17 protein-coding genes are annotated in these 17815 nt (G+C 70.2%); 11 read left to right on the top strand and 6 right to left on the bottom strand.

Features of this window, described 5'->3' with window-relative positions:
* Window positions 1–106 precede the first annotated feature (106 nt).
* The 3 genes from Pmi06nite_RS29685 to Pmi06nite_RS29695 all read right to left on the bottom strand — a co-directional run bounded on the left by Pmi06nite_RS29685 (window position 107) and on the right by Pmi06nite_RS29695 (window position 3411).
* Window positions 107–1420: an acyltransferase family protein gene (locus Pmi06nite_RS29685; RefSeq protein ID WP_203956449.1), complete on the bottom strand. Its 1314-nt coding sequence runs from the start codon at window positions 1418–1420 to the stop codon at window positions 107–109.
* A gap of 106 nt (window positions 1421–1526) precedes the next feature.
* Window positions 1527–2837: a M48 family metallopeptidase gene (locus tag Pmi06nite_RS29690; protein WP_203956450.1), complete on the bottom strand. Its 1311-nt coding sequence runs from the start codon at window positions 2835–2837 to the stop codon at window positions 1527–1529.
* 181 nt (window positions 2838–3018) lie between these two features.
* On the bottom strand, window positions 3019–3411 hold the full coding sequence (locus Pmi06nite_RS29695; protein ID WP_203956451.1) for a PPOX class F420-dependent oxidoreductase: 393 nt from the start codon (window positions 3409–3411) through the stop codon (window positions 3019–3021).
* A gap of 464 nt (window positions 3412–3875) precedes the next feature.
* Between Pmi06nite_RS29695 and Pmi06nite_RS29700 the strand changes: the two genes are divergently transcribed.
* Window positions 3876–4676: an aminoglycoside phosphotransferase/kinase family protein gene (locus tag Pmi06nite_RS29700; protein ID WP_203956452.1), complete on the top strand. Its 801-nt coding sequence runs from the start codon at window positions 3876–3878 to the stop codon at window positions 4674–4676.
* A 243-nt stretch (window positions 4677–4919) separates the two neighbouring features.
* Here the strand turns inward: Pmi06nite_RS29700 and Pmi06nite_RS29705 are convergent, their stop codons facing one another.
* On the bottom strand, window positions 4920–5390 hold the full coding sequence (locus Pmi06nite_RS29705; protein ID WP_239114282.1) for a winged helix-turn-helix transcriptional regulator: 471 nt from the start codon (window positions 5388–5390) through the stop codon (window positions 4920–4922).
* Between the two features lie 94 nt (window positions 5391–5484).
* Here Pmi06nite_RS29705 and Pmi06nite_RS29710 point away from each other — a divergent pair, with 94 nt between their 5' ends.
* Window positions 5485–6984: an MFS transporter gene (locus Pmi06nite_RS29710; RefSeq protein ID WP_203956453.1), complete on the top strand. Its 1500-nt coding sequence runs from the start codon at window positions 5485–5487 to the stop codon at window positions 6982–6984.
* A 68-nt stretch (window positions 6985–7052) separates the two neighbouring features.
* Here Pmi06nite_RS29710 and Pmi06nite_RS29715 read toward each other — a convergent pair whose 3' ends face one another.
* Window positions 7053–7886, bottom strand: coding sequence for a nitroreductase/quinone reductase family protein (locus Pmi06nite_RS29715; RefSeq protein ID WP_203956454.1), 834 nt, complete (start codon window positions 7884–7886; stop codon window positions 7053–7055).
* A 541-nt stretch (window positions 7887–8427) separates the two neighbouring features.
* Between Pmi06nite_RS29715 and Pmi06nite_RS29720 the strand changes: the two genes are divergently transcribed.
* The 3 genes from Pmi06nite_RS29720 (at window position 8428) to Pmi06nite_RS29730 (ending at window position 10090) form a co-directional block, all read left to right on the top strand.
* A complete protein-coding gene (locus Pmi06nite_RS29720) occupies window positions 8428–8778 on the top strand; it encodes a VOC family protein (RefSeq protein ID WP_203956455.1) in 351 nt (116 codons plus the stop codon).
* Between the two features lie 255 nt (window positions 8779–9033).
* Entirely contained in the window at window positions 9034–9345 is a 312-nt protein-coding gene (locus Pmi06nite_RS29725; RefSeq protein WP_203956456.1) for a hypothetical protein, read from the top strand.
* 295 nt (window positions 9346–9640) lie between these two features.
* On the top strand, window positions 9641–10090 hold the full coding sequence (locus Pmi06nite_RS29730; protein ID WP_203956457.1) for a hypothetical protein: 450 nt from the start codon (window positions 9641–9643) through the stop codon (window positions 10088–10090).
* 46 nt (window positions 10091–10136) lie between these two features.
* Here Pmi06nite_RS29730 and Pmi06nite_RS29735 read toward each other — a convergent pair whose 3' ends face one another.
* Window positions 10137–11354: a cysteine desulfurase-like protein gene (locus tag Pmi06nite_RS29735; protein ID WP_203956458.1), complete on the bottom strand. Its 1218-nt coding sequence runs from the start codon at window positions 11352–11354 to the stop codon at window positions 10137–10139.
* A gap of 144 nt (window positions 11355–11498) precedes the next feature.
* Here Pmi06nite_RS29735 and Pmi06nite_RS29740 point away from each other — a divergent pair, with 144 nt between their 5' ends.
* The 6 genes from Pmi06nite_RS29740 to Pmi06nite_RS29765 all read left to right on the top strand — a co-directional run bounded on the left by Pmi06nite_RS29740 (window position 11499) and on the right by Pmi06nite_RS29765 (window position 17805).
* Window positions 11499–12245 (top strand): SDR family NAD(P)-dependent oxidoreductase, encoded by a 747-nt coding sequence (locus Pmi06nite_RS29740; protein WP_239114283.1) that lies wholly within the window; start codon window positions 11499–11501, stop codon window positions 12243–12245.
* A 206-nt stretch (window positions 12246–12451) separates the two neighbouring features.
* Window positions 12452–12853, top strand: a complete 402-nt coding sequence (locus Pmi06nite_RS29745; RefSeq protein ID WP_203956459.1) for a DUF302 domain-containing protein — start codon at window positions 12452–12454, stop codon at window positions 12851–12853.
* 234 nt (window positions 12854–13087) lie between these two features.
* Window positions 13088–14008, top strand: coding sequence for an AraC family transcriptional regulator (locus Pmi06nite_RS29750; RefSeq protein WP_203956460.1), 921 nt, complete (start codon window positions 13088–13090; stop codon window positions 14006–14008).
* Window positions 14009–14101: 93 nt separating this feature from the next.
* A complete protein-coding gene (locus Pmi06nite_RS29755) occupies window positions 14102–14623 on the top strand; it encodes a (2Fe-2S)-binding protein (RefSeq protein WP_203956461.1) in 522 nt (173 codons plus the stop codon).
* A gap of 3 nt (window positions 14624–14626) precedes the next feature.
* On the top strand, window positions 14627–15631 hold the full coding sequence (locus tag Pmi06nite_RS29760) for an FAD binding domain-containing protein (RefSeq protein WP_203956462.1): 1005 nt from the start codon (window positions 14627–14629) through the stop codon (window positions 15629–15631).
* On the top strand, window positions 15628–17805 hold the full coding sequence (locus Pmi06nite_RS29765) for a xanthine dehydrogenase family protein molybdopterin-binding subunit (RefSeq protein ID WP_203956463.1): 2178 nt from the start codon (window positions 15628–15630) through the stop codon (window positions 17803–17805). Before Pmi06nite_RS29760 ends, Pmi06nite_RS29765 begins: the two co-directional genes overlap by 4 nt.
* The last annotated feature ends 10 nt before the right edge of the window (window positions 17806–17815 follow it).

The following is a 17815-nucleotide window of genomic DNA, read 5'->3' on the forward strand; positions in this document are numbered from 1 at the left end:
CGGGCTGAACTCCTCTGACAGGGGCCCCACCGGATGTTCGTGACGTCATCCGGTGGGGAGAGGAACGGGGGTCACCCGAGATCTCGAACGCGGTCCGGCCGGCGAATCAGAGCTCGCCCCTCTGAGTCGCCGCACCGGACCGCGTTCGAACCATTTCCGGGGCGGGCCGGCCGCGCATGCCGAACAGGAACCGGGTCGGGCGCGTGCGGCGCACCAGCAGGTCGTACGCGACGACGGTCAGGATGAGTGAGGCTCCGACGATCGCGAGGTACTTGACCCCGATGGGCGCGTCCCAGCGGACCACGCCGTACGCGACGGCGACGACGATCGGCTGGTGGAGGATGTACAGCGGCAACACCGCGGCGGCCAGGTAACCGTACAGCCGCTTCCCCACACCGCTCCGCGAACCAGAGCCGGTGTCCGGCGCGGCCTCGGAGCCGGCCCGCCGTGCAGACCGGCGGCGGTCGAGGAGGCCGAGGATCGCGACCAGGCAGCACCATCCCGCCGCGCCGTACAGGACGCGGACGCCGATCGCGAACGCGGTCATGTCGGTGAAGGGGTCCGCGCCCGGGTTGCCCGCCACGATCAGGAAGCCCGGCATGCCGATCGCGAGCAGGGCGAGGGCGCACCCCAGGGCGATGATCGCGTCGCGGCGCATCGCCGTACGGAACCTCTCGTCCGAGGCGAGAACGAAGCCGTACAGGAAGAACAGCAGGTAGGCCCAGCGACTCCAGCCGGCGAACGCCTCCTCCATGCCGTGGAGGGCGGTGATCAGCGCGATCGGCACGGCCGGCAGCAGCACCACGGCGCCGCGCCGCCGTGCCGTCACCGCGAGACGTTCGCGGATCCGGCGGCCGAGGTCGCGGGGAAGCCGGTGGGCCAGCAGGAGCAGCAGGGCCAGCAGGAGCGCGTAGGCGAGCAGCATCACGACGAACCACAGGTGCCCGGACTCGAAATGCTCGCCCTGGAGGATGAAGGGGAACTCGGACAGATCGAGGCGGACGGACAGGAAGCGCGGCAGGAATTCCAGGTAGGACTCGTGGTAGGCGGGGTCGGCCCGCAGCCGGATCCACGGAGCCACCGGCAGCAGCGCCAGCGTCGCGAAGACGAGGGGCACGCCGAGCCGGAGCAGCCGTTCCACGGCGAATCCGCCGGCGCCGCGGCGGCGCAGCGAGAACCACGAGCCGAGGCCGGCGATGAGGAACAACGCCGGCATCGCCCACACCACGCAGAAACCGGCCACGATCGTGGTCGCGTCGGTCGTCTCCGCGTTCTTCACGTAGAAGTCGTCGCGGGAGTCGAAGACCAGCCCGGAATGGAAGAACACCAGGCCGACCACGACCAGCGCTCGGATCGCGTCCAGTTCGGGCCGTCGCTCGGGCCTGGTCGCCTGTGATGGATCGATGGGCGTTGCCGTCATCGCCGCCTCCGCCGCCGTCCGTGACAGGCCCCAGTCTGTGGTCTCCCGGCGCCCGCGCCAAGGGGGATTTTCGATCAAGTCACAGGGTGGGCGCAGGCGGGCCGCACTAACCGGTGGTGATGATCACGCGGGCGGCGCGGGCGCGGACCTTGGTGAGTTCGCTCTCTATGGCGTCCATCTCCGGCTCCGTCACGGTGACCGCCGCCGGCCGGGCTTCACGTGTCGCGACCAGTCGGGCCCGCAGATGAGTGGGCGGATGAGCCGTGTCCACGGAGGTCATGTGCAGAGCCGACAAACAGAAGCGCCGCACCCGTTCGGTCTCTGGGATCGAGGCGATGTACTCCCGCAACTCCTGCCACAGCGCGAGGTCGTCCGCCTCCCTGGAGTCGGCGGAGACGGACCGCTTGTTCCGATGGGCGGCCGCCTGGCGCTGGAGCGACGTCTCCACGCTCTGTCCGAGCATCGTGGTGTCCATCGCGGATCGTGCCGCCGCCGGCGAGGCCACGCGTACGGAGAGATCGTCCGCCTGGTACTCGGCGCGCTGGCCGTCGCGCAGGGTGAAACGGTGCAGCAGCGACAGGGCCAGGGCCGCGATCAGGTGGGGAACGATCAGCAGCACGGTGAAGACGACGTCGGCGATGGGGTTGGACGTTTCGGATCCACGCGAAGCCGAGCTTGGCCGGGTGAGCACGTACCAGCGGATCAGCGCCTCAGAGGCCGACCCGAGCCACAGACCGCGACGGGAATCGCCGTTGACGCCGTGTCCGAACTCGTGCCCGAGCACCGCGACGCGCGCCTGAGGAGTGAGCAACTCCCACAGGGCCAGACCGATGGTGAGGACGCTGCGTCTGCGCAGTCCGGCCCGGCCGTAGGAGGCGTTGAACTCCGGAGTGACCCGGATCAGGTCGACGGGACGCCCCCCGAGTTCCGCGGCGACCCGGTCTGCCAGGCCGTAGAGGTGGGGTGCCTCGGCGCGGGTCAACGACCATTCGTCGTGCGGGAACCGGCCCAGGCGCGGCCGGATGAGAAAGGCGACGGCGAGCCCCACCACGCCGATGAAGCGCGTCACGAGGTTTCCGGTGACCAGGAGCCAGCCGGAGCCTGCCGTCAGGGCGACGGTGATGAGGTGGACCAACCCGGCGATGCTCATCGCCGCGAACCACGCCCCGCCCCGCCCGGGTCGCATGCTCGTTCCGCCGGAGACCTCCGCGAACAGGCGCTCGACCACCGCGCGATCGGCCGCGCGTCGTGCCTCCTGCCGCCGGGCCTTGCGCCCGGTCGTGGAGGAGGTCTCCGCCGTGGGATCGACGTTCCAATCGCATGCGGAACACCAGGAGGAGAACCGTGGATCGGCGGCGACGGGGGCCGAGCAGGAGGGGCACAGACCATCGGCTGTGGCGGTGGGGGCCGACATCATGGGAGAGATCATGCCGTACCTGGATGTCTCGGTCGTAGCCCCGTGACCAAGTGCAGGCGGGGACGCAGAGGGAAACGTCCCCGCGCGCGGCGGGTCAGGTCATGTCCCCTGGCAAGGGAGCGGTGAAGGCGTGGGTGCCCGAGCCGACCTCGACAGGTGTGCCCTCGGGGAGGTCCACCGGTCAGCGCATGCCGACGACCCTCTCGGGCTCGATGACGAAGATCACCCGCACCTGGTCGCGGCCTCCGTACCAGGGGTAGGGCTTGCCGAGGTACTTCTTGGCGAGCGCGTCGATGTGCTCCGCCGCGCCGTCGGTGGTGACCTCGAGGACACGGCCGCGCACCTGGAAGTAGCGCGTGGGGTCGGCCGGGTCGGAGACGGTCAGGGCCACCCGTGGGTCCCGCTCGATGTTCCGCGTCTTCACATGTGTCTGCACGCTGTTGATGAGCACGTGCTCGCCGTCGGTGTCGACCCACGTCTGGGTCAGCTGCGGTGAGCCGTCGGCCATCGACGTGGCGAGATAGCAGAGGCTCGGCCTGCGCAGCAGTTCGAGCAGTTCTTCGCTGAGTTTCACGGCACAGTTCTACGGCATCAGCCTGGACGGGCGGAATCGAGATCCAGGTGTGTCGCTCAGGGCTCGAGGAGCCTCTAAGCGCGTCGAGTCGCTCGCGCCAGTAGGCCTTCAGCCGCGCGGCGGTCTCGGCGTCGGGCAGCCCCTCGTGCGCAAGCGCCACCTGGGCTTGATCGCTCGCCCTGAAATTCGGTGGCGGGGCCCAGCGGTGTTGCTTAGCCTCCTACATGTCCGACTCGTCAGGGAGGCCGACATGATGTGCATGGTCGTCAGCGAGGTAGCCGTCACCGCTACGACGCGGGAGCCGATCGCGGTCTGATTCGTCCTCTGTCGGCGCCGGTAGTGACCGGCGTAGGACGTCACTTCTCGCTTCGTAGCGGTCTGCCTGCCGCGGATGTTCCGCGGCAGCCACCGGCGCCGTTCCGTGGTGCCGGTGTCATCACACCGTGCTGACACGAGGAGAAATCGTGGATTCCCCATCGTCCTTCGAGCCCCTGACGGCGGCCGAAGGCGGACCAAGCCATGTCATCCGTACGGGCAGGACCGTCAGGCGTCCCGCCCGGCCCTGGACCGGCACCGTTCACGCGCTGCTGCGCCATCTGGAGGACGCCGGATTCACCGGCTCCCCACGGGTGGTGGGCGACGGCGTGGACGCCGACGGCAACGAGGTCCTCACCTACATCGAGGGCGACATCATCCATCCGCGCGCGTGGTCGGATGAGGGTGTCGAACAGGTAGGCGCCTTGCTGCGCGAGTTGCACATCGCCACCGCCGGCTTCCGGCCCCCGCCGGACACCGTGTGGCAACCCTGGTGGATGCATCACGGCGGCCCCGACTCGGTCATCGGACACTGCGACGCCGGGCCGTGGCACACCGTGGTCCGCGACGGCCGGCCCGTGGCGTTCATCGACTGGACCCTCGCCGGGCCGGTCGACCGTCTGGACGAGGTCGTCGCCTCCGCCTGGTGGCACGCGCAACTGCACGGCGACGCCGTCGCGGAGCGCAACGACCTGCCTGACGCGGCCACTCGCGCCCGGCAGTTGAGGTTGTTCCTCGACGGCTACGAACTGCCCGCCGCGGATCGGGACGGGCTCGTCGACCGGATGATCGAGTTCGCCATCCGGGACTGCGCCGCCGAGGCGGCCGACGCCGGGATCACTCCCGACTCGGCCGACCCGGGCACGGCGTGGGCGCTGGCCTGGCGGGCCGACGCCGCCGGGTGGATGATCCGCAACAGGGCCCTGCTGGAAGAGGCCATCCGGGTGTAGCCCGTGGCCGGGACCGGGGCCGTCGTATTCGCGCCGGCGGCCCCGGTGTCTCATCGTCTCGTCCCGCCCGCCGTGCCCGGGCGCTTGACGGCCTGACCGACGACGACGACCCGTCGTCGGAGCCGTCCGCAACTTCGGGCCGACGTCCTGGCAGGTGGCCGACGTGGCATCGGGACGGATCGACGCCTTCTGGCAGTACGGCCGCGACGGCGGCAATGTGCTGGCCGCCGGGCCTGCGGCGGCCTAACGGCCGGCTGGGGGCATCATCACTTCGAGGTCCTGCCGGTTCACGGCGCGGCCGCAGTGATGGCAGACGTGGTCGACCTCCAGTCGGTGCCCGCAGTCGTGCCGGAGGACCAGCGCGGGCTTCTCGACGGCCCACTTGTCGCCCCACTCCCTCAGCGCGAGCAGCACGGGAAGCAGTTCCCGGCCGGCTTGTGTGAGGTGGTACTCGAACCGCGGGGGGTGCTCGCTGTACTGCCGCCGCTCGACGACTCCGGCGGCTTCGAGCTTGCGCAGCCGGTCGGCGAGGATGTCGCGCGACACACCGGTGAAGCCGGCGATCTGCGCGAAGCGGTGCACGCCGTACCCCATCTCCCGGATCGCCAGCAGCGACCACCGTTCGCCCAGGATGTCGAGCGAGGCGGCGAGGGAGCAGGGCCTTACCTTGACCGGCTGGTCCGCCATGACGGACAGCCCAACGTTGTTCTCCATAGGCCTCCCAGCCTAGTCGGTTGTCTTTCACTACACGCTACTGTTAGCGTCATCCGGTCGGTTGGAAGTCGCAACTCACTCGATCGGGAGACGTATGTCCATCTCAGAACCGGCCGCCGCCGGACAGGCGGAGCGAGGCGCGTCGGATAGGTCGGGCGCGCCGGGTGCGTCGGGCGTGATGGGTGCGTCGGGTGCGCCGGACCCGTCCACGGCCGGACGGCGTGCGCTTTGGGTGCTGATCCTCGGGAGTCTCGGCGCCTTCGTGGTGTTCCTCGACACCACGATCGTCAACATCGCCTTCGAGACGATCAGCCGGAGCTTCCACACCACGACCGACCACCTGGCCTGGGTGCTGAACGCCTACAGCCTGGTCTTCGCGGCGATGCTGATCCCGGCGGGACGGGTGGCCGACCGATACGGCAGGAAGCGGGTGTTCCTGATCGGGCTGGCCGGCTTCGCCGTGACGAGTGCGTTGTGCGGCGCGGCGCCGCAGACCGGGGTGCTGATCGCCGGACGGGCGCTGCAGGCGGTCTTCGCGGCTCTGATCGTGCCGACCTCGCTGGCCCTGATCCTTCCCGAGTTCCCGGCCGCGAGGCGCCACGTCGCGGTCGGCACGTGGGGGGCGATGGGAGCGGCGGCGGCCACCTGCGGTCCCACTCTCGGCGCCCTGCTCACCGAGTACGCCTCGTGGCGGTGGATCTTCCTGGTCAACGTCCCGATCTGCGCGGTGGTCGTCGTCTTCGGCGTGCGTCTGCTGCGGGAATCGCGCGACCAGCGCGCCGACGGACTCCCCGACCCTCTCGGCGTCGTGCTGGTCGCCGCCATTCCCGCGCTGCTGAGCTTCGCCATCATCGAGGGGCCGGCCTGGGGCTGGTCGGACCCCTGGGTGATCGGTGGGTTGGTCCTTTCCGCGGTGCTGCTGCCCGCCTTCCTGTGGCGTTCGTCGGCCGCCGCTCAGCCGGTGATGGACCTCGACCTGTTCAGGGTCAGGCAGTTCCGCCTGGCCAACGCCGCCACCCTGCTGTTCTCGATCGCGTTCTACGGGCTGATGCTCGGCAACATCATCTTCCTGCAGACCGTGTGGCACTACTCGGTGCTGACGGCCGCGCTCGCGAGCACTCCCGGCCCCCTGGTGGTCACCCTGGTCGCCCGTCCCGCGAGCAGGCTGGCGGCCCGGATCGGGTACCGTCCCGTCCTGCTCGCGGGAGCCGCATGCTGGGCGGCCGGCTCGGTGGCCTACGCGCTCATGGTCGGCTCGGCGCCGCACTGGGCCACCCACTGGCTTCCCTGGAACCTGCTCGTCGGGCTCGGCATCGGCCTGACCCTCCCCGTCCAGTCCAGTGCCGCCGTCGAGTCGCTGCCACCGGCCCGCTACGCCATCGGCTCGGCCGTCTCATCGAGCTTCAGGCAGTTGGGCGCCGTGCTCGGCATCAGCGTCTTCGTCGCTGTGCTGGGCACGCCTGCGCCGGGCACGGCACTGGAAGCCTTCCACCGCACGTGGTGGGTCTTCGCGGCGGTCGGCCTGGCCAGTGGCGTCGTCCTGTTCGTGCCGCGCCTCCGCCGCGCCACGCCCACGGCGGCCGTCCCGAGCTGAGCGGCCATCTCGAGCTGAGCGGCCATCTCGCGCTGTGCGGCCGTCCCGCGCTCAGCGGGGAGAGCAGGTCATGCCGGTGCGTCGAGGATCGGGATCAGCTGCTCCTCCTCGTAGGTCAGATGGCTTTCGAGCTCGTCGGTGAGCCGTTCGACCTGGGGGAGCACCAGAAGGGGATCCGAACCCTCGGCGGAGATGACCTCCCGCAACTCCTCGACGAGCGCGGCGATCGTCTGGTGCTCCCGGCGCAGCCGGTCCAGGGTCGGGGCGAGTTCGGGGCGGTTCTCGGCGAGGGCCGGGAACACGCCGCGGTCCTCATGGATGTGGTGCTGATGCAGACCGTTGCAGACGGTCAGGCAGTTCACCCGGAGCTGGGCCCCCAGACCCGGGCCCGATTCGGCGATCTCCTTGCGGATCAGAGCGAGTTCCCGTCGGAACGCGTCGTGGATCATCTTGAGGGCCGCACCCCAGGACGCCGCTCGTGGTGGTCCGCTCGCGACCGCGCGGAGGGCGACCACGGGGATCACCCGCGTCGTCTTGGCCTGGTAGGCCGCCCACCCGGGGTCCGCCTCGACCGCGCGGGCGAAGGCGCGGTCTCGCTCGTCGCCCTCCAGGACGACGGCCTCCGCGTCGTAGGTGAACGGGCCGTCCTCGACCTGGACGCGGGGATGGGCGACCAGATTGTGGAACCAGTCCGGATGATTCGGCCCGCCGCCGGCCGAGGCGATGACCAGGACGCGTTCGCCGCCGTCGGGAAGGTAGCCGACCGGCGTCGTATGCGGAACGCCGGATCGTGCTCCGGTGGTGGTCAGCAGGAGCAGGCGGGCTCCTTCGAAGGGACCGCCGACCCGCCCGTCGTTGGCGCGGAACTCCTCGATGATCTGTCGATTGAAATCGTTCGGCACTATTTTTCTGCTCCATGATTGTTGGGGACGCACGGATTTTCGGGCATGGCGAAGAATCGTCCGGCGTGCCGGACGAAATGTGCAGGGAATGGCCCGCGACCATGATTCGGGAATGGCGGCATGCGGGCCGGTTCGTAAATGTCTAAGGTGCGCCGACCAGCGGAAAGAAGCACGTGGAAACGTCACACGAAACGCGCGGATACGGCGGATGAAAAGCAAAGGCGGGCCTCTCGCCCGCCAGGCGCTCACGCCGTGGCCGGGTGCCCCACTCGCTCTTGGCCCATGGCCGACCCGGCAGTCACGATCACCACCGTAATGCCATCGCGGTGCCGAGGCAATCGGCATTCACCCGTCCGGCGCCATGAGAGTCGAGTTCCGGCGGCGATTCGGTGCCGGAAACGCGGCCGCTGATTCTCTCCATCGGCCCGACGTCGCTCGCCGGCCCCGCGTTCCCGACCCGCTCGCCGGCCGCGTTCCCGCCGCCGATAACGGCTCGGTCTCGTGGAGGGCCTACTCGCGCGTCGGTGGGTAGGTGGCCGTCGTGACTCTCATATGGGAACAAGTTGTGATCGACGCGGCCGATCCGGTACGGCTCGGGCAGTGGTGGACCAAGGCGCTCGGCTGGACCGTCGTCAACGACGCCGAGGATGAGTACGAGATCCGGATGGCTCCCGACATCCTGCCCGGCATCGTTTTCGTCTCGGTCGGCGACGAGAAGAAGGTGAAGAACCGCCTCCATCTCGACTTCCGTCCAGACGACCAGGAGGCCGAGGTCGGCCGCCTCCTGGCACTCGGCGCCACCCACGCCGACGTGGAACAGGGGACCCCGTCCTGGGTGGTGCTCGCCGATCCGGAAGGCAACGAATTCTGCGTGCTCGCCTCCCGGAAGTGACACAGGGACCCGGACGCCGCAGGAACACCGAGAAAGTCCCGCACAGATCGGGTAAATCGTCGGCTACACGAATACCTGACGCGAGAAACGCCCCGCATCTCTGGGAGATGAGGGGCGTTCGCGTGCGGGGTGACCGCGCTCGGCGCCATGCGCACCCAAGATCACGTTTCGGCAGCACCCCTGATGTAACGGGTGGAGAGATCGGTACGGTATGTCCCCATTCATGGGAACGGTCCCAAATGTGGGGAGTCTTTGATGCAACCTGGGCAGGATCAGCCTGAGCAGTATCCGCAGCAGCCGTACCAGCAGCCTTACGGGCAGCCGTACCAGCAACAGCAGCCTTACGGGCACCCGTACCAGCAGCCGCAGTATGGGAACGTTCCGCCGCAGCCTGTGCCGCGCAAGGTCGTGGAGAAGCAGAGGGGGTTGTCTGCGGGATCGCACACCTTCCACCTGCTGGCGACGATCTTCACGTGCGGAGTATGGGGCCTGTTCGTGTGGCTGCCCTGGTGGCTGTTCCGTGTGATCGTGCGGCGCAAGAAGGTGACTCGCTACCACTACGAGTGACAGCCTGACGGGCGGACCTCTCCCGCCGTTCCTCCCATGACCTCGGCCGCCGGCGCGGGCGGGATCGATGAGCTCGTCTTTCTGGCCTCGTGCGAGGGTTTCGCGGAGGCGGAGCATGGAGACGTGATCGCCGGCCTTCGACGCGGCGCCACTGTGTGGCGCTCGCGTCGGGCCCGGTGGGTGGAAGGCCCGCGCAGCCGCACTAACGATCCGGCATCGACTTGTGGCGATGAGTCATCCCCGTCACCGCACCGGTCGTCTTCTCGTGCGACACAGCCAGCCACCGGAGGCCCTCATGCCCCGATACCTCGCACGCGTCGCGCTCGTCGCCGCGTTGGCCCTCGCCACCGCCTGCGGAACGACGACGGAACCCGCCTCGCTCTCAGCCCTCTCCTCAGACTCGGCGACGCCTACGCCGGAGATGACGACCGCCGAGGCCGCCGCGCAGCCCACAGACGCGTCCGCCACGTCCACCCCGTCGGCCACCCCGCCGGTGAGCAAGAAGACGGCTCCGAAGCCGCAGGTGACGAAGAAGCCGGTCAGAAAGCCGGTACCGAAGCCGACGAAGAAACCGGTGCCCAAGCCCGTCAAGAAGCCTCCCGCGCCGAAGCCGCCCGCCGTGCGAGCCGGCGTCCATCCCGGCGCGTTCTGCTCGCCGGAAGGCGCCTACGGCACGACGAGCAAGGGCACGCCGATGCGCTGCACCTCGCGCGGTGGGGACCAGGCCCGCTGGCGCAGCGCCTGAGGTCCCCCCGCGCCGGAGCGGGCCGTGGCCGCGGTGGTGCCGGCCGTCATCCGGGCCGGCGTGGCGACAGCTCCTCGAGCCCGTTGAGGAGGCGGTCGACATCCGAACGGTCGTTGTAGTGGACGAGTCCGGCGCGTACGGCCGAGCCGGACTCGCGGATGCCGAGAGCCTTGGTCAGCTCCCACGCGTAGCAGTGGCCGTCCCAGACGTTGATCTGCCGGGCCGCGAGGTGCTCGGCGACCTGCTGCGGCGTGTGCCCGGCCACTCTGAAGTAGGCGGTGGCCGTACGACGGGCGGGTGAGCCGACGAGGTCGACGAAGGGCAGGGACGACAGCCCCTTGAGCAGGTGCGCCAGTTCGGCCTGCTCGTGGGCCTCGACCGCCGTCATCGAGGTGAGCAGTCGCGTGCGCCGGTCGCCCGTCGCCTCGGAGTCCAGGCCGGCGAGGTGGTCGACGGCGGCGGCGACCCCGGCCAGGTCCGCGAAGGGCGGCGTTCCGGTCTCGAACCGGTCCGGCACCTCATCCGGGGACGAGGCGAGCTTGTCGGGCGAGAGGCGTTCCAGCAGCTCAGGCCGGGCGATGACGGTTCCGATGTGCGGGCCCGACCACTTGTACGCGCTGGTCGCGTAGAAATCCGCGCCGAGCGCGACCATGTCGATCGGGGTGTGCGGGGTGGCGTGGACGCCGTCGACGTAGGCCAGGGCCCCCACCGCGTGCGCCCGGTCGGTGATCCGCCGGACGTCGGGCATGGTTCCCAGCACGTTGCTCGCCGCGCTGACGGCCACGAGCCGCGTGCGTTCGTTCACGAGTTCGTCGTACTGGGCGGCGGGCAACTCGCCGCTCGGCACCTCGACGGTCGCCCACCGGACGCGGGCGCCGGCGCGGGTCGCCGCCTGCACCCACGGCCGGACGTTCGCGTCGTGGTCGAGTTGGGAGACCACGATCTCGTCTTCGGGCCCCCAGTCCTTCGCCAGGGCATAGGCGAACCGGTAGGTCAAGGTGGTCATGTTCGGGCCGAAGACCACGCCGCCCGGGTCGCCGCCCACGAGATCGGCGACGGCCTGGCGGGCCTTCGAGACGATCTCGTCGGACCTGGCGCTGGCCGGGAAGGCCCCATGCGTGTTGCCGATGCCGTGGGCGTACGCGGCGCCGATGGCGTCGATCACCGGCTGGGGCACCTGGGTGCCCGCGGCCGCGTCCAGCCAGGCATATCCGTCAGAAAGGGCGGGATAGAGAGCACGAATGCGTGAAATGTCGAGGCTCATGTCTCCTGAGTCTCGCTCCCCACCCCCACCGATGGGAAGTGCGGCAGGACCGCCGTGACGGACCAGGCCTGGTCCGACGCCTCTCCGCGACGACCGAGGGACGGCGTGAAATACGCGGCATTCGCACCTGTTAGTCTCCCGCACGTGAGTGGACGAGCAGTGCTGGTCACCGGGGCGTCGCGTGGGATCGGACGGGCGGTCGCGACGGCGTTCGCGGCCGAGGGCGATCATGTCGCCATCCACCATCGGTCCTCACCGGACCTCGCCGAAGGGCTGCGCGCCGAACTGCCCGGACAGGGCCACGTGGTCGTCCAGGCCGACATCGCCGACCCCACCGCGGTACGCCGCATGGTCGACGAGGCCGCCGACGCACTGGGCGGGCTCGACGTCGTGGTCAACAACGCGGGCGTCTTCTTCCACCATGCGATAACCGAGGTCTCCTACGAGGAGTGGCAGACCGCCTGGCACGACACCCTCGACGTCAATCTCCTGGGCGCGGCCAACGTCGCATGGTGTGCCGTACAGCACATGAGCCGCGGCGGCAGGATCGTCAACGTCTCCTCGCGCGGCGCCTTCCGCGGTGAGCCGGACAGCCCCGCCTACGGTGCGAGCAAGGCCGGCATGAACGCCATGGGCCAGTCGCTCGCGATCGCCCTGGCCCCGCACGGCATCACCGTGGGCACCGTGGCGCCCGGCTTCGTCGAGACCGACATGACGAACGAGCACCTCAAAGCCCCGCGAGGCGACGCCATCCGGGCACAGAGCCCCTTCGGTCGGGTCGCGCTGCCCGAGGAGATCGCCGCCGCCGTCGTGTATCTGGCCTCGCCCGCGGCCGAGTGGGCCAGCGGCACGATCATCGACTTGAACGGCGCGTCTTACCTGCGCAGCTAGCGCCGCCTTCGCCGACGTGGTCCGTACAGCGGATGCCCGCAGGCGGGCGGCTCACGGACGATTGCACATTTCACGGGATTCGCCGCCCGACACGCCTGCCTATGATCGATGACCTGCGGCTCCGCGGCGAATGATGGGGTGAACAGTGTCGCGGAGAGCGGCCGTCCCACCACCGGGCGGCCCCGGACAGATGGGCAGGGCGTGTTATGAGCGATCTCGAGACGCGGATCAGTTCGTACGGCCACGCAGAGACGGTGCGGCGGCTGGAGCAGGAGATCGGGAGCCGCGGCGCGACGATCTACGGACGTGTCGACCATGCCGCCAACGCGGTTTCCGCGGGGCTGGAGATGCCGCCGACCATGGTGCTGATCTTCGGCAATCCGCGCGGCGGCACGTTGATCATGCAGAGCGCCCCGGCGGCCGCCTACGACCTGCCCCTGCGGCTCCTGATCCGTGAGGCGGGTCCGGAGGTGCTGGTCGAGTATCGGCGGCCGGAACTGCTCGCCGCCGCCTTCGGGCTGGCCGCCGAGGCGGTCGCACCGCTGCACGTGATCGACGACATCGTCCTCGCGGCGACGGCGCCGCCTCCGCCGGCGGGCCGGGACTGAGCGGAGCCGCCGGGATCCGCCGTGCCCGCGAGAACGGCCGGAGCGCGGCTCCCGACCGAACTCGTGACCCCCTGTGGGGCGGCCTGCGAGGGGCGGGTTGAATACAGAGGTGGCAGGTAAACCGACACGCCGTGACAGGGAGACGGTGATGACCCGAATCGACCCGCCCGCTCAGAGCATGACCGACGTGACGAAGCGAGGGAGTGCCGAGACGCTCCTCGGCTGACCGGAGTCGTGGACGAGACCCACCCGTTCCAGTCGCTCGATCTCGATCAGAGCGCCTACGCGGACCGTACGTTCTGCAGCTGGCACGAGGCCGGCTGGCGGTCGGTCCTGCTGCGGCGCTTCGACGATCACCCCGTCGCCGACGACGTCTATCTCCCTCCCACAGACGACCAGCATCTCGTCCTCGTCACCGCGGGCGAATCCACGATCGAGTCCTTCGGGGCGGGGGGCCGGCGCCGGGCCCAGTACGTCCCGGGGCAGATCGGGCTCACTCCGCCGGGCGTGCCGACCCGGTTGCGATGGCGGTCGGACGTCTCCCCGCGGACGCTCCACCTCTACCTGCCCGCCCGCCTGATGGCCCGCACCGGACGGGAACTGTGGGGGAGCGAGGAGGCCCCGTCGAGTCGGCTGGACGCGCTGGCGATCACCGATCCCGTCGTCGAGCAGGTCATGCTGGCTCTGGACGCCGCGGCCGCCGCGGCCATGGACGACTTCTACGCCGAGTCCGCCGCGCACTTCCTCGCCGTCCACCTGCTGACCCGGCACTGCGGGATGCCCGTCCCGCGACCGTCCCGGCATGAGGACGCCCGGATACGGCAGGCCATCGAGATCATGCGGGACGGCCTGCACCTGCCGCTGACCTTGACCGACATCGCGAGCCAGGTCTGGCTGAGCACCTTCCACTTCGTGCGGGTCTTCAAGGCGACGACGGGGGAGACCCCGCATCGTTATCTCACCCGGCTGCGGATCCAGGCGGCGTGCCGGCAACTGGCCAGTGGAACCGGCTCGATCAGTGAGATCGCCCAGATCTGCGGATTCAGCAGCCCGTCGCACCTGTCCGCGGCCTTCACCCGGGAGATGGGGATGTCGCCCTCGGCATACCGGCGCGTCCAGAGACGCGACCGCGGCGTCCACGGACGGGACCACTGAACGGAGGAGCCCACGATGACCGCAATTGTTCGACGGTCCGGCGGCAATCCTACGAATGCGCCAGATGGCGGCCTCTGCCTAGCGTTGGGCGACATGGGGAGTTCTGAAGCGACACTCTCGTCCGCCATCCGCACGGAGACGGCGTTCACGGTCAACGGCCTGCGCGTGAAGATGGAACTCGACCCGCGAGAGTCGCTGCTCGACGTACTGCGGGAGCGGCTGGGGCTGACCGGGACCAAGAAGGGCTGTGACCACGGCCAGTGCGGCGCGTGCACGGTCCATCTGGACGGGCGCAGGATCGTGTCCTGCCTGACGCCGGCCGTTCAGGTGAACGGCCAGGCCGTGACGACGATCGAAGGGGTGGCAGCCCCTGACGGGACGCTCCACCCGCTTCAGGAGGCGTTCATCGACAACGACGCGCTGCAGTGTGGTTACTGTACGCCCGGCCAGGTGATGTCCGGGCTCGCCTGCATCGCCGAGGGCCATGCAGGCGACGACGACGAGATCCGCGAATACCTCAGCGGCAACCTGTGCCGCTGCGGCGCGTACGCCGGGATCCTGGCCGCCGTCAGGGAGACGGCCCGCCGCACGGATCCGCGCGTGGGGGAGGGCTGATCGATGCGCCCCTTCAGCTACACGGCGCCCGCCACCGTCGCCGAGGCCGTCGACGCCCTCGCCGCGTCCGGCCCGGGCACGAAGATCCTCGCCGGCGGCACCACGCTGTACGACCTGATGAAGCTCGACATCGAGGCGCCCGCGGCGGTCGTCGACGTCCACCGCCTCACCGAGATCGCCGCCATCGACACGACAGATCCCGGCGAGTTCTCCTTCGGCGCCGCCGCCCGGATGGCCGACGTGGCCGACGATCCGGTGCTGCGGCGCGACTTTCCCGCACTGGCCGAGTCGCTGGCCAAGGCCGCCTCCCAGCAACTGCGCAACATGGCCACGGTCGGGGGCAACCTGCTCCAGCGCACCCGTTGCGGCTATTTCCGCGGCGGACCGGCGTTCCCGTGCAACAAGCGGGAACCGGGGAGCGGATGCGCCGCCCTCGGCGGCCTCGACCGAGGCCATGCCATCTTCGGCGGCAGTGACACGTGCGTCGCCACCTATCCGGGTGACTGGGCGGTCGCCCTGCGCGCGTTCGACGCCGTGGTCGACGTCATCGGTCCTCGTGGTGAGCGCACCGTGGCGATCGCGGACCTCCACGTCGAGCCGGGCGACACTCCGCAGCGTGAGCACACCCTCGCCGGTGACGAGCTCATCGTCCGGATCCGCGTCCCGGTCGCTCCGTCCAGCCGCGGCTCGACGTATCACAAGATCCGGGACCGGGAGTCGTACGCCTTCGCGCTCGTGTCGGTCGCGGCCGGGGTGGCCTTCGACGATCAGGGCGCGGTCGAGGACTGCCGTATCGCCCTCGGCGGGGTCGCCACCCTGCCGTGGCGGTGCCCGGCCGCCGAGATGGTCCTGACCGGCGAGCGGCTGACCGAGGAGTCCGCCCTCCGGGCCGGTGAGGCGGCTTTCGCGGGCGCCCGCCCAAGAGCCCACAACGTGTTCAAGATCGAGCTTGGCATCCGCACGGTGGCCGACGCGCTGCGGATCGCCGGAGAGCGAGCGGTCCGATGAGCGCTCCCACCCAGCGGGTGGACGCCCGCCTCAAGGTCACCGGTGCGGCACGTTACGGGGCGGACCTGACCTCTCCGAACCTCGCGCACGCCGTGTTCGCCGTCTCGACCATCGGCAAGGGCCGCGTGGTGAACGTCGAGACCGCCGCCGCCGAGGCCGTTCCCGGCGTGCTGATGGTGCTGACCCGCTTCGACGCGTCCGACCTGGGCTCGCCCGGCTTCCTCATGGGCCACGGCTACGGCTTCCAGAGCCTGCAACCGCTCGTCGACGACCGCATCGCCTATCGGGGGCAGCCCATCGCCCTTGTCGTGGCGGACACGCTCATCGCCGCGACCGAGGCGGCGAACCTCATCCGGGCGGACTACGAGATCGAGCCGATCGCGGTGGCTCTCGACGCGGAAGGCGCCGAGACGCTGTCGCAGCAGGAGGCCATCCCGCTTCCGTTCCTCGCCGACATCGTCGTGGGCGACGCCGGCGCGGCCTTCGACGCGAGCCCGGTGCGGATCGAGGCGACCTTCGACCTTCCCCAGCAGCACCAGGTGCCGATGGAGCTGATCGGCGGAGTGGTGGGCTGGCGTGGCGACACGCTGGTGGTGCACGAGGGCACCCAGAACGCCGGCGCCCTGCGCGGTGGCCTGGCTCGGCAACTCGGCCTCGACCCCGCGAAGATCGAGATCATCTCTCCCTACACGGGAGGCGGGTTCGGCCAGAAGAACTCCCTCCAGCCTCACGTTGGGCCACTCGCCCTGGCCTCGCGCCGGCTCGGACGGCCGATCAAGTTCGTCATGCCCCGGACGCAGACGTTCCACCAGGCCAGCTTCCGACCGGCCAGCCGCCAACTCGTACGGCTCGGCGCCGATGAGACGGGCCGGCTGCTGGCCGCCGTCCACGAGGTGGACCAGCAGACTTCCCGGCACGACCTGTTCCCCGCCCTGTACACCGAGATCACCAGTCGTCTCTACGGGATCGGCCAGTTCCGGGGCCGCCATCGGCTGGTCCGCACCGATGTGCAGACGCCCGGGTTCATGCGCGCGCCGTGGGAGCAGGCCGCCGCGTTCGCGTTCGAGTCGGTCGTCGACGAGATCGCCTACGCCCTGGGGCAGGACCCCGTGGCGCTGCGCCTGGCCAACGACGCCGACGTCGATCCGGTCACCGGCCAGCCGTTCTCGTCCCGGCATCTCGCCGAGTGCCTGCGGCGCGGGGCCGACATGTTCGGCTGGGCCGGCCGTACCCACGAGCCCGGTTCGATGCGCGGGGCGGACGGAACGCAGATCGGCTGGGGCGTCGCGTCCGGCGCCTACCCCGCCTCGATCGCCCCGGCCGTCGCCCGGTTGTCGGCCGCCGCGGACGGAAAGGTCACCGTCGGGGTGGACGGCCACGAGATGGGCCAGGGCATCCGCACCGCGATCGTCCGGCTGATCTCCGAGGACCTTTCCGTCGCGGCCGAAGACGTGATCGTGTACGTCGGCGACACCAGGGTCGCGCCGCAACATCTCACCGCCGGCTCGTGGGGCACGGCCACGGCGCTGCAGGCGGTGCACGCCGCGCTGCGCGACCTGCGCAAGCGCCTCAACGTGGCGGACTCCGATCCTGTCGACGTGGAGGCGCTGGTCGCGGCGACCGGGCAGGCGACCGTCGACGTGGAGGCGACCACCGTCGCACCCGGGCAGCCACCCGAGATCATCGAACAGTCGCGCGCGGGGCTGGTCTCCTTCGCCGGCCCGGTCTACCCCGGCTTCACCGCCTTCAGTTTCATCGCGCACTTCGCCGAGGTGCGGATCGAGCCGACGACCCGGCGCATCCGGGTTCCGCGCGTGGTCAGCGTGGTCGACTGCGGCAGGGTCGCCAGTCCGGTGACCGCCGTGAGCCAGGTCCGCGGCGGCGTGGTGTGGGGAATCGGGGGAGCGTTGCGGGAGCGCAGCGAGGTCGATCCCCGATACGGAGGGTTCGCCAACGCGACCATGGAGGAGTACCCGATCCCGGTCAACGCCGACATCGGCGAGGTCGAGGTCGGTTTCGTGGACGAGCCCGACCTGCTGCTGAATCCGGTCGGCGTCAAGGGCCTCGGCGAGGTGTCCATGGTGGGCGTGGCCGCCGCCATCGCGAACGCCGTCTTCCACGCCACAGGCCGGCGCCATCGACGGTTGCCGATCCGTATCGAAGACGTGCTCTGAGGTTCTGGGC

Source organism: Planotetraspora mira, from assembly GCF_016863275.1.
GTDB classification, from domain to species: Bacteria; Actinomycetota; Actinomycetes; order Streptosporangiales; family Streptosporangiaceae; genus Planotetraspora; species Planotetraspora mira.

Excerpts from the sequence above, each read along its gene's own strand:
- Pmi06nite_RS29685 (WP_203956449.1), bottom strand. The coding sequence starts at position 1,420 with ATGACGGCAACGCCCATCGATCCATCACAGGCGACCAGGCCCGAGCGA.
- Pmi06nite_RS29690 (WP_203956450.1), bottom strand. The coding sequence starts at position 2,837 with ATGATGTCGGCCCCCACCGCCACAGCCGATGGTCTGTGCCCCTCCTGC.
- Pmi06nite_RS29705 (WP_239114282.1), bottom strand. The coding sequence starts at position 5,390 with ATGGAGAACAACGTTGGGCTGTCCGTCATGGCGGACCAGCCGGTCAAG.
- Pmi06nite_RS29710 (WP_203956453.1), top strand. The coding sequence starts at position 5,485 with ATGTCCATCTCAGAACCGGCCGCCGCCGGACAGGCGGAGCGAGGCGCG.
- Pmi06nite_RS29725 (WP_203956456.1), top strand. The coding sequence starts at position 9,034 with ATGCAACCTGGGCAGGATCAGCCTGAGCAGTATCCGCAGCAGCCGTAC.
- Pmi06nite_RS29730 (WP_203956457.1), top strand. The coding sequence starts at position 9,641 with ATGCCCCGATACCTCGCACGCGTCGCGCTCGTCGCCGCGTTGGCCCTC.
- Pmi06nite_RS29735 (WP_203956458.1), bottom strand. The coding sequence starts at position 11,354 with ATGAGCCTCGACATTTCACGCATTCGTGCTCTCTATCCCGCCCTTTCT.
- Pmi06nite_RS29745 (WP_203956459.1), top strand. The coding sequence starts at position 12,452 with ATGAGCGATCTCGAGACGCGGATCAGTTCGTACGGCCACGCAGAGACG.
- Pmi06nite_RS29755 (WP_203956461.1), top strand. The coding sequence starts at position 14,102 with ATGGGGAGTTCTGAAGCGACACTCTCGTCCGCCATCCGCACGGAGACG.
- Pmi06nite_RS29760 (WP_203956462.1), top strand. The coding sequence starts at position 14,627 with ATGCGCCCCTTCAGCTACACGGCGCCCGCCACCGTCGCCGAGGCCGTC.
- Pmi06nite_RS29765 (WP_203956463.1), top strand. The coding sequence starts at position 15,628 with ATGAGCGCTCCCACCCAGCGGGTGGACGCCCGCCTCAAGGTCACCGGT.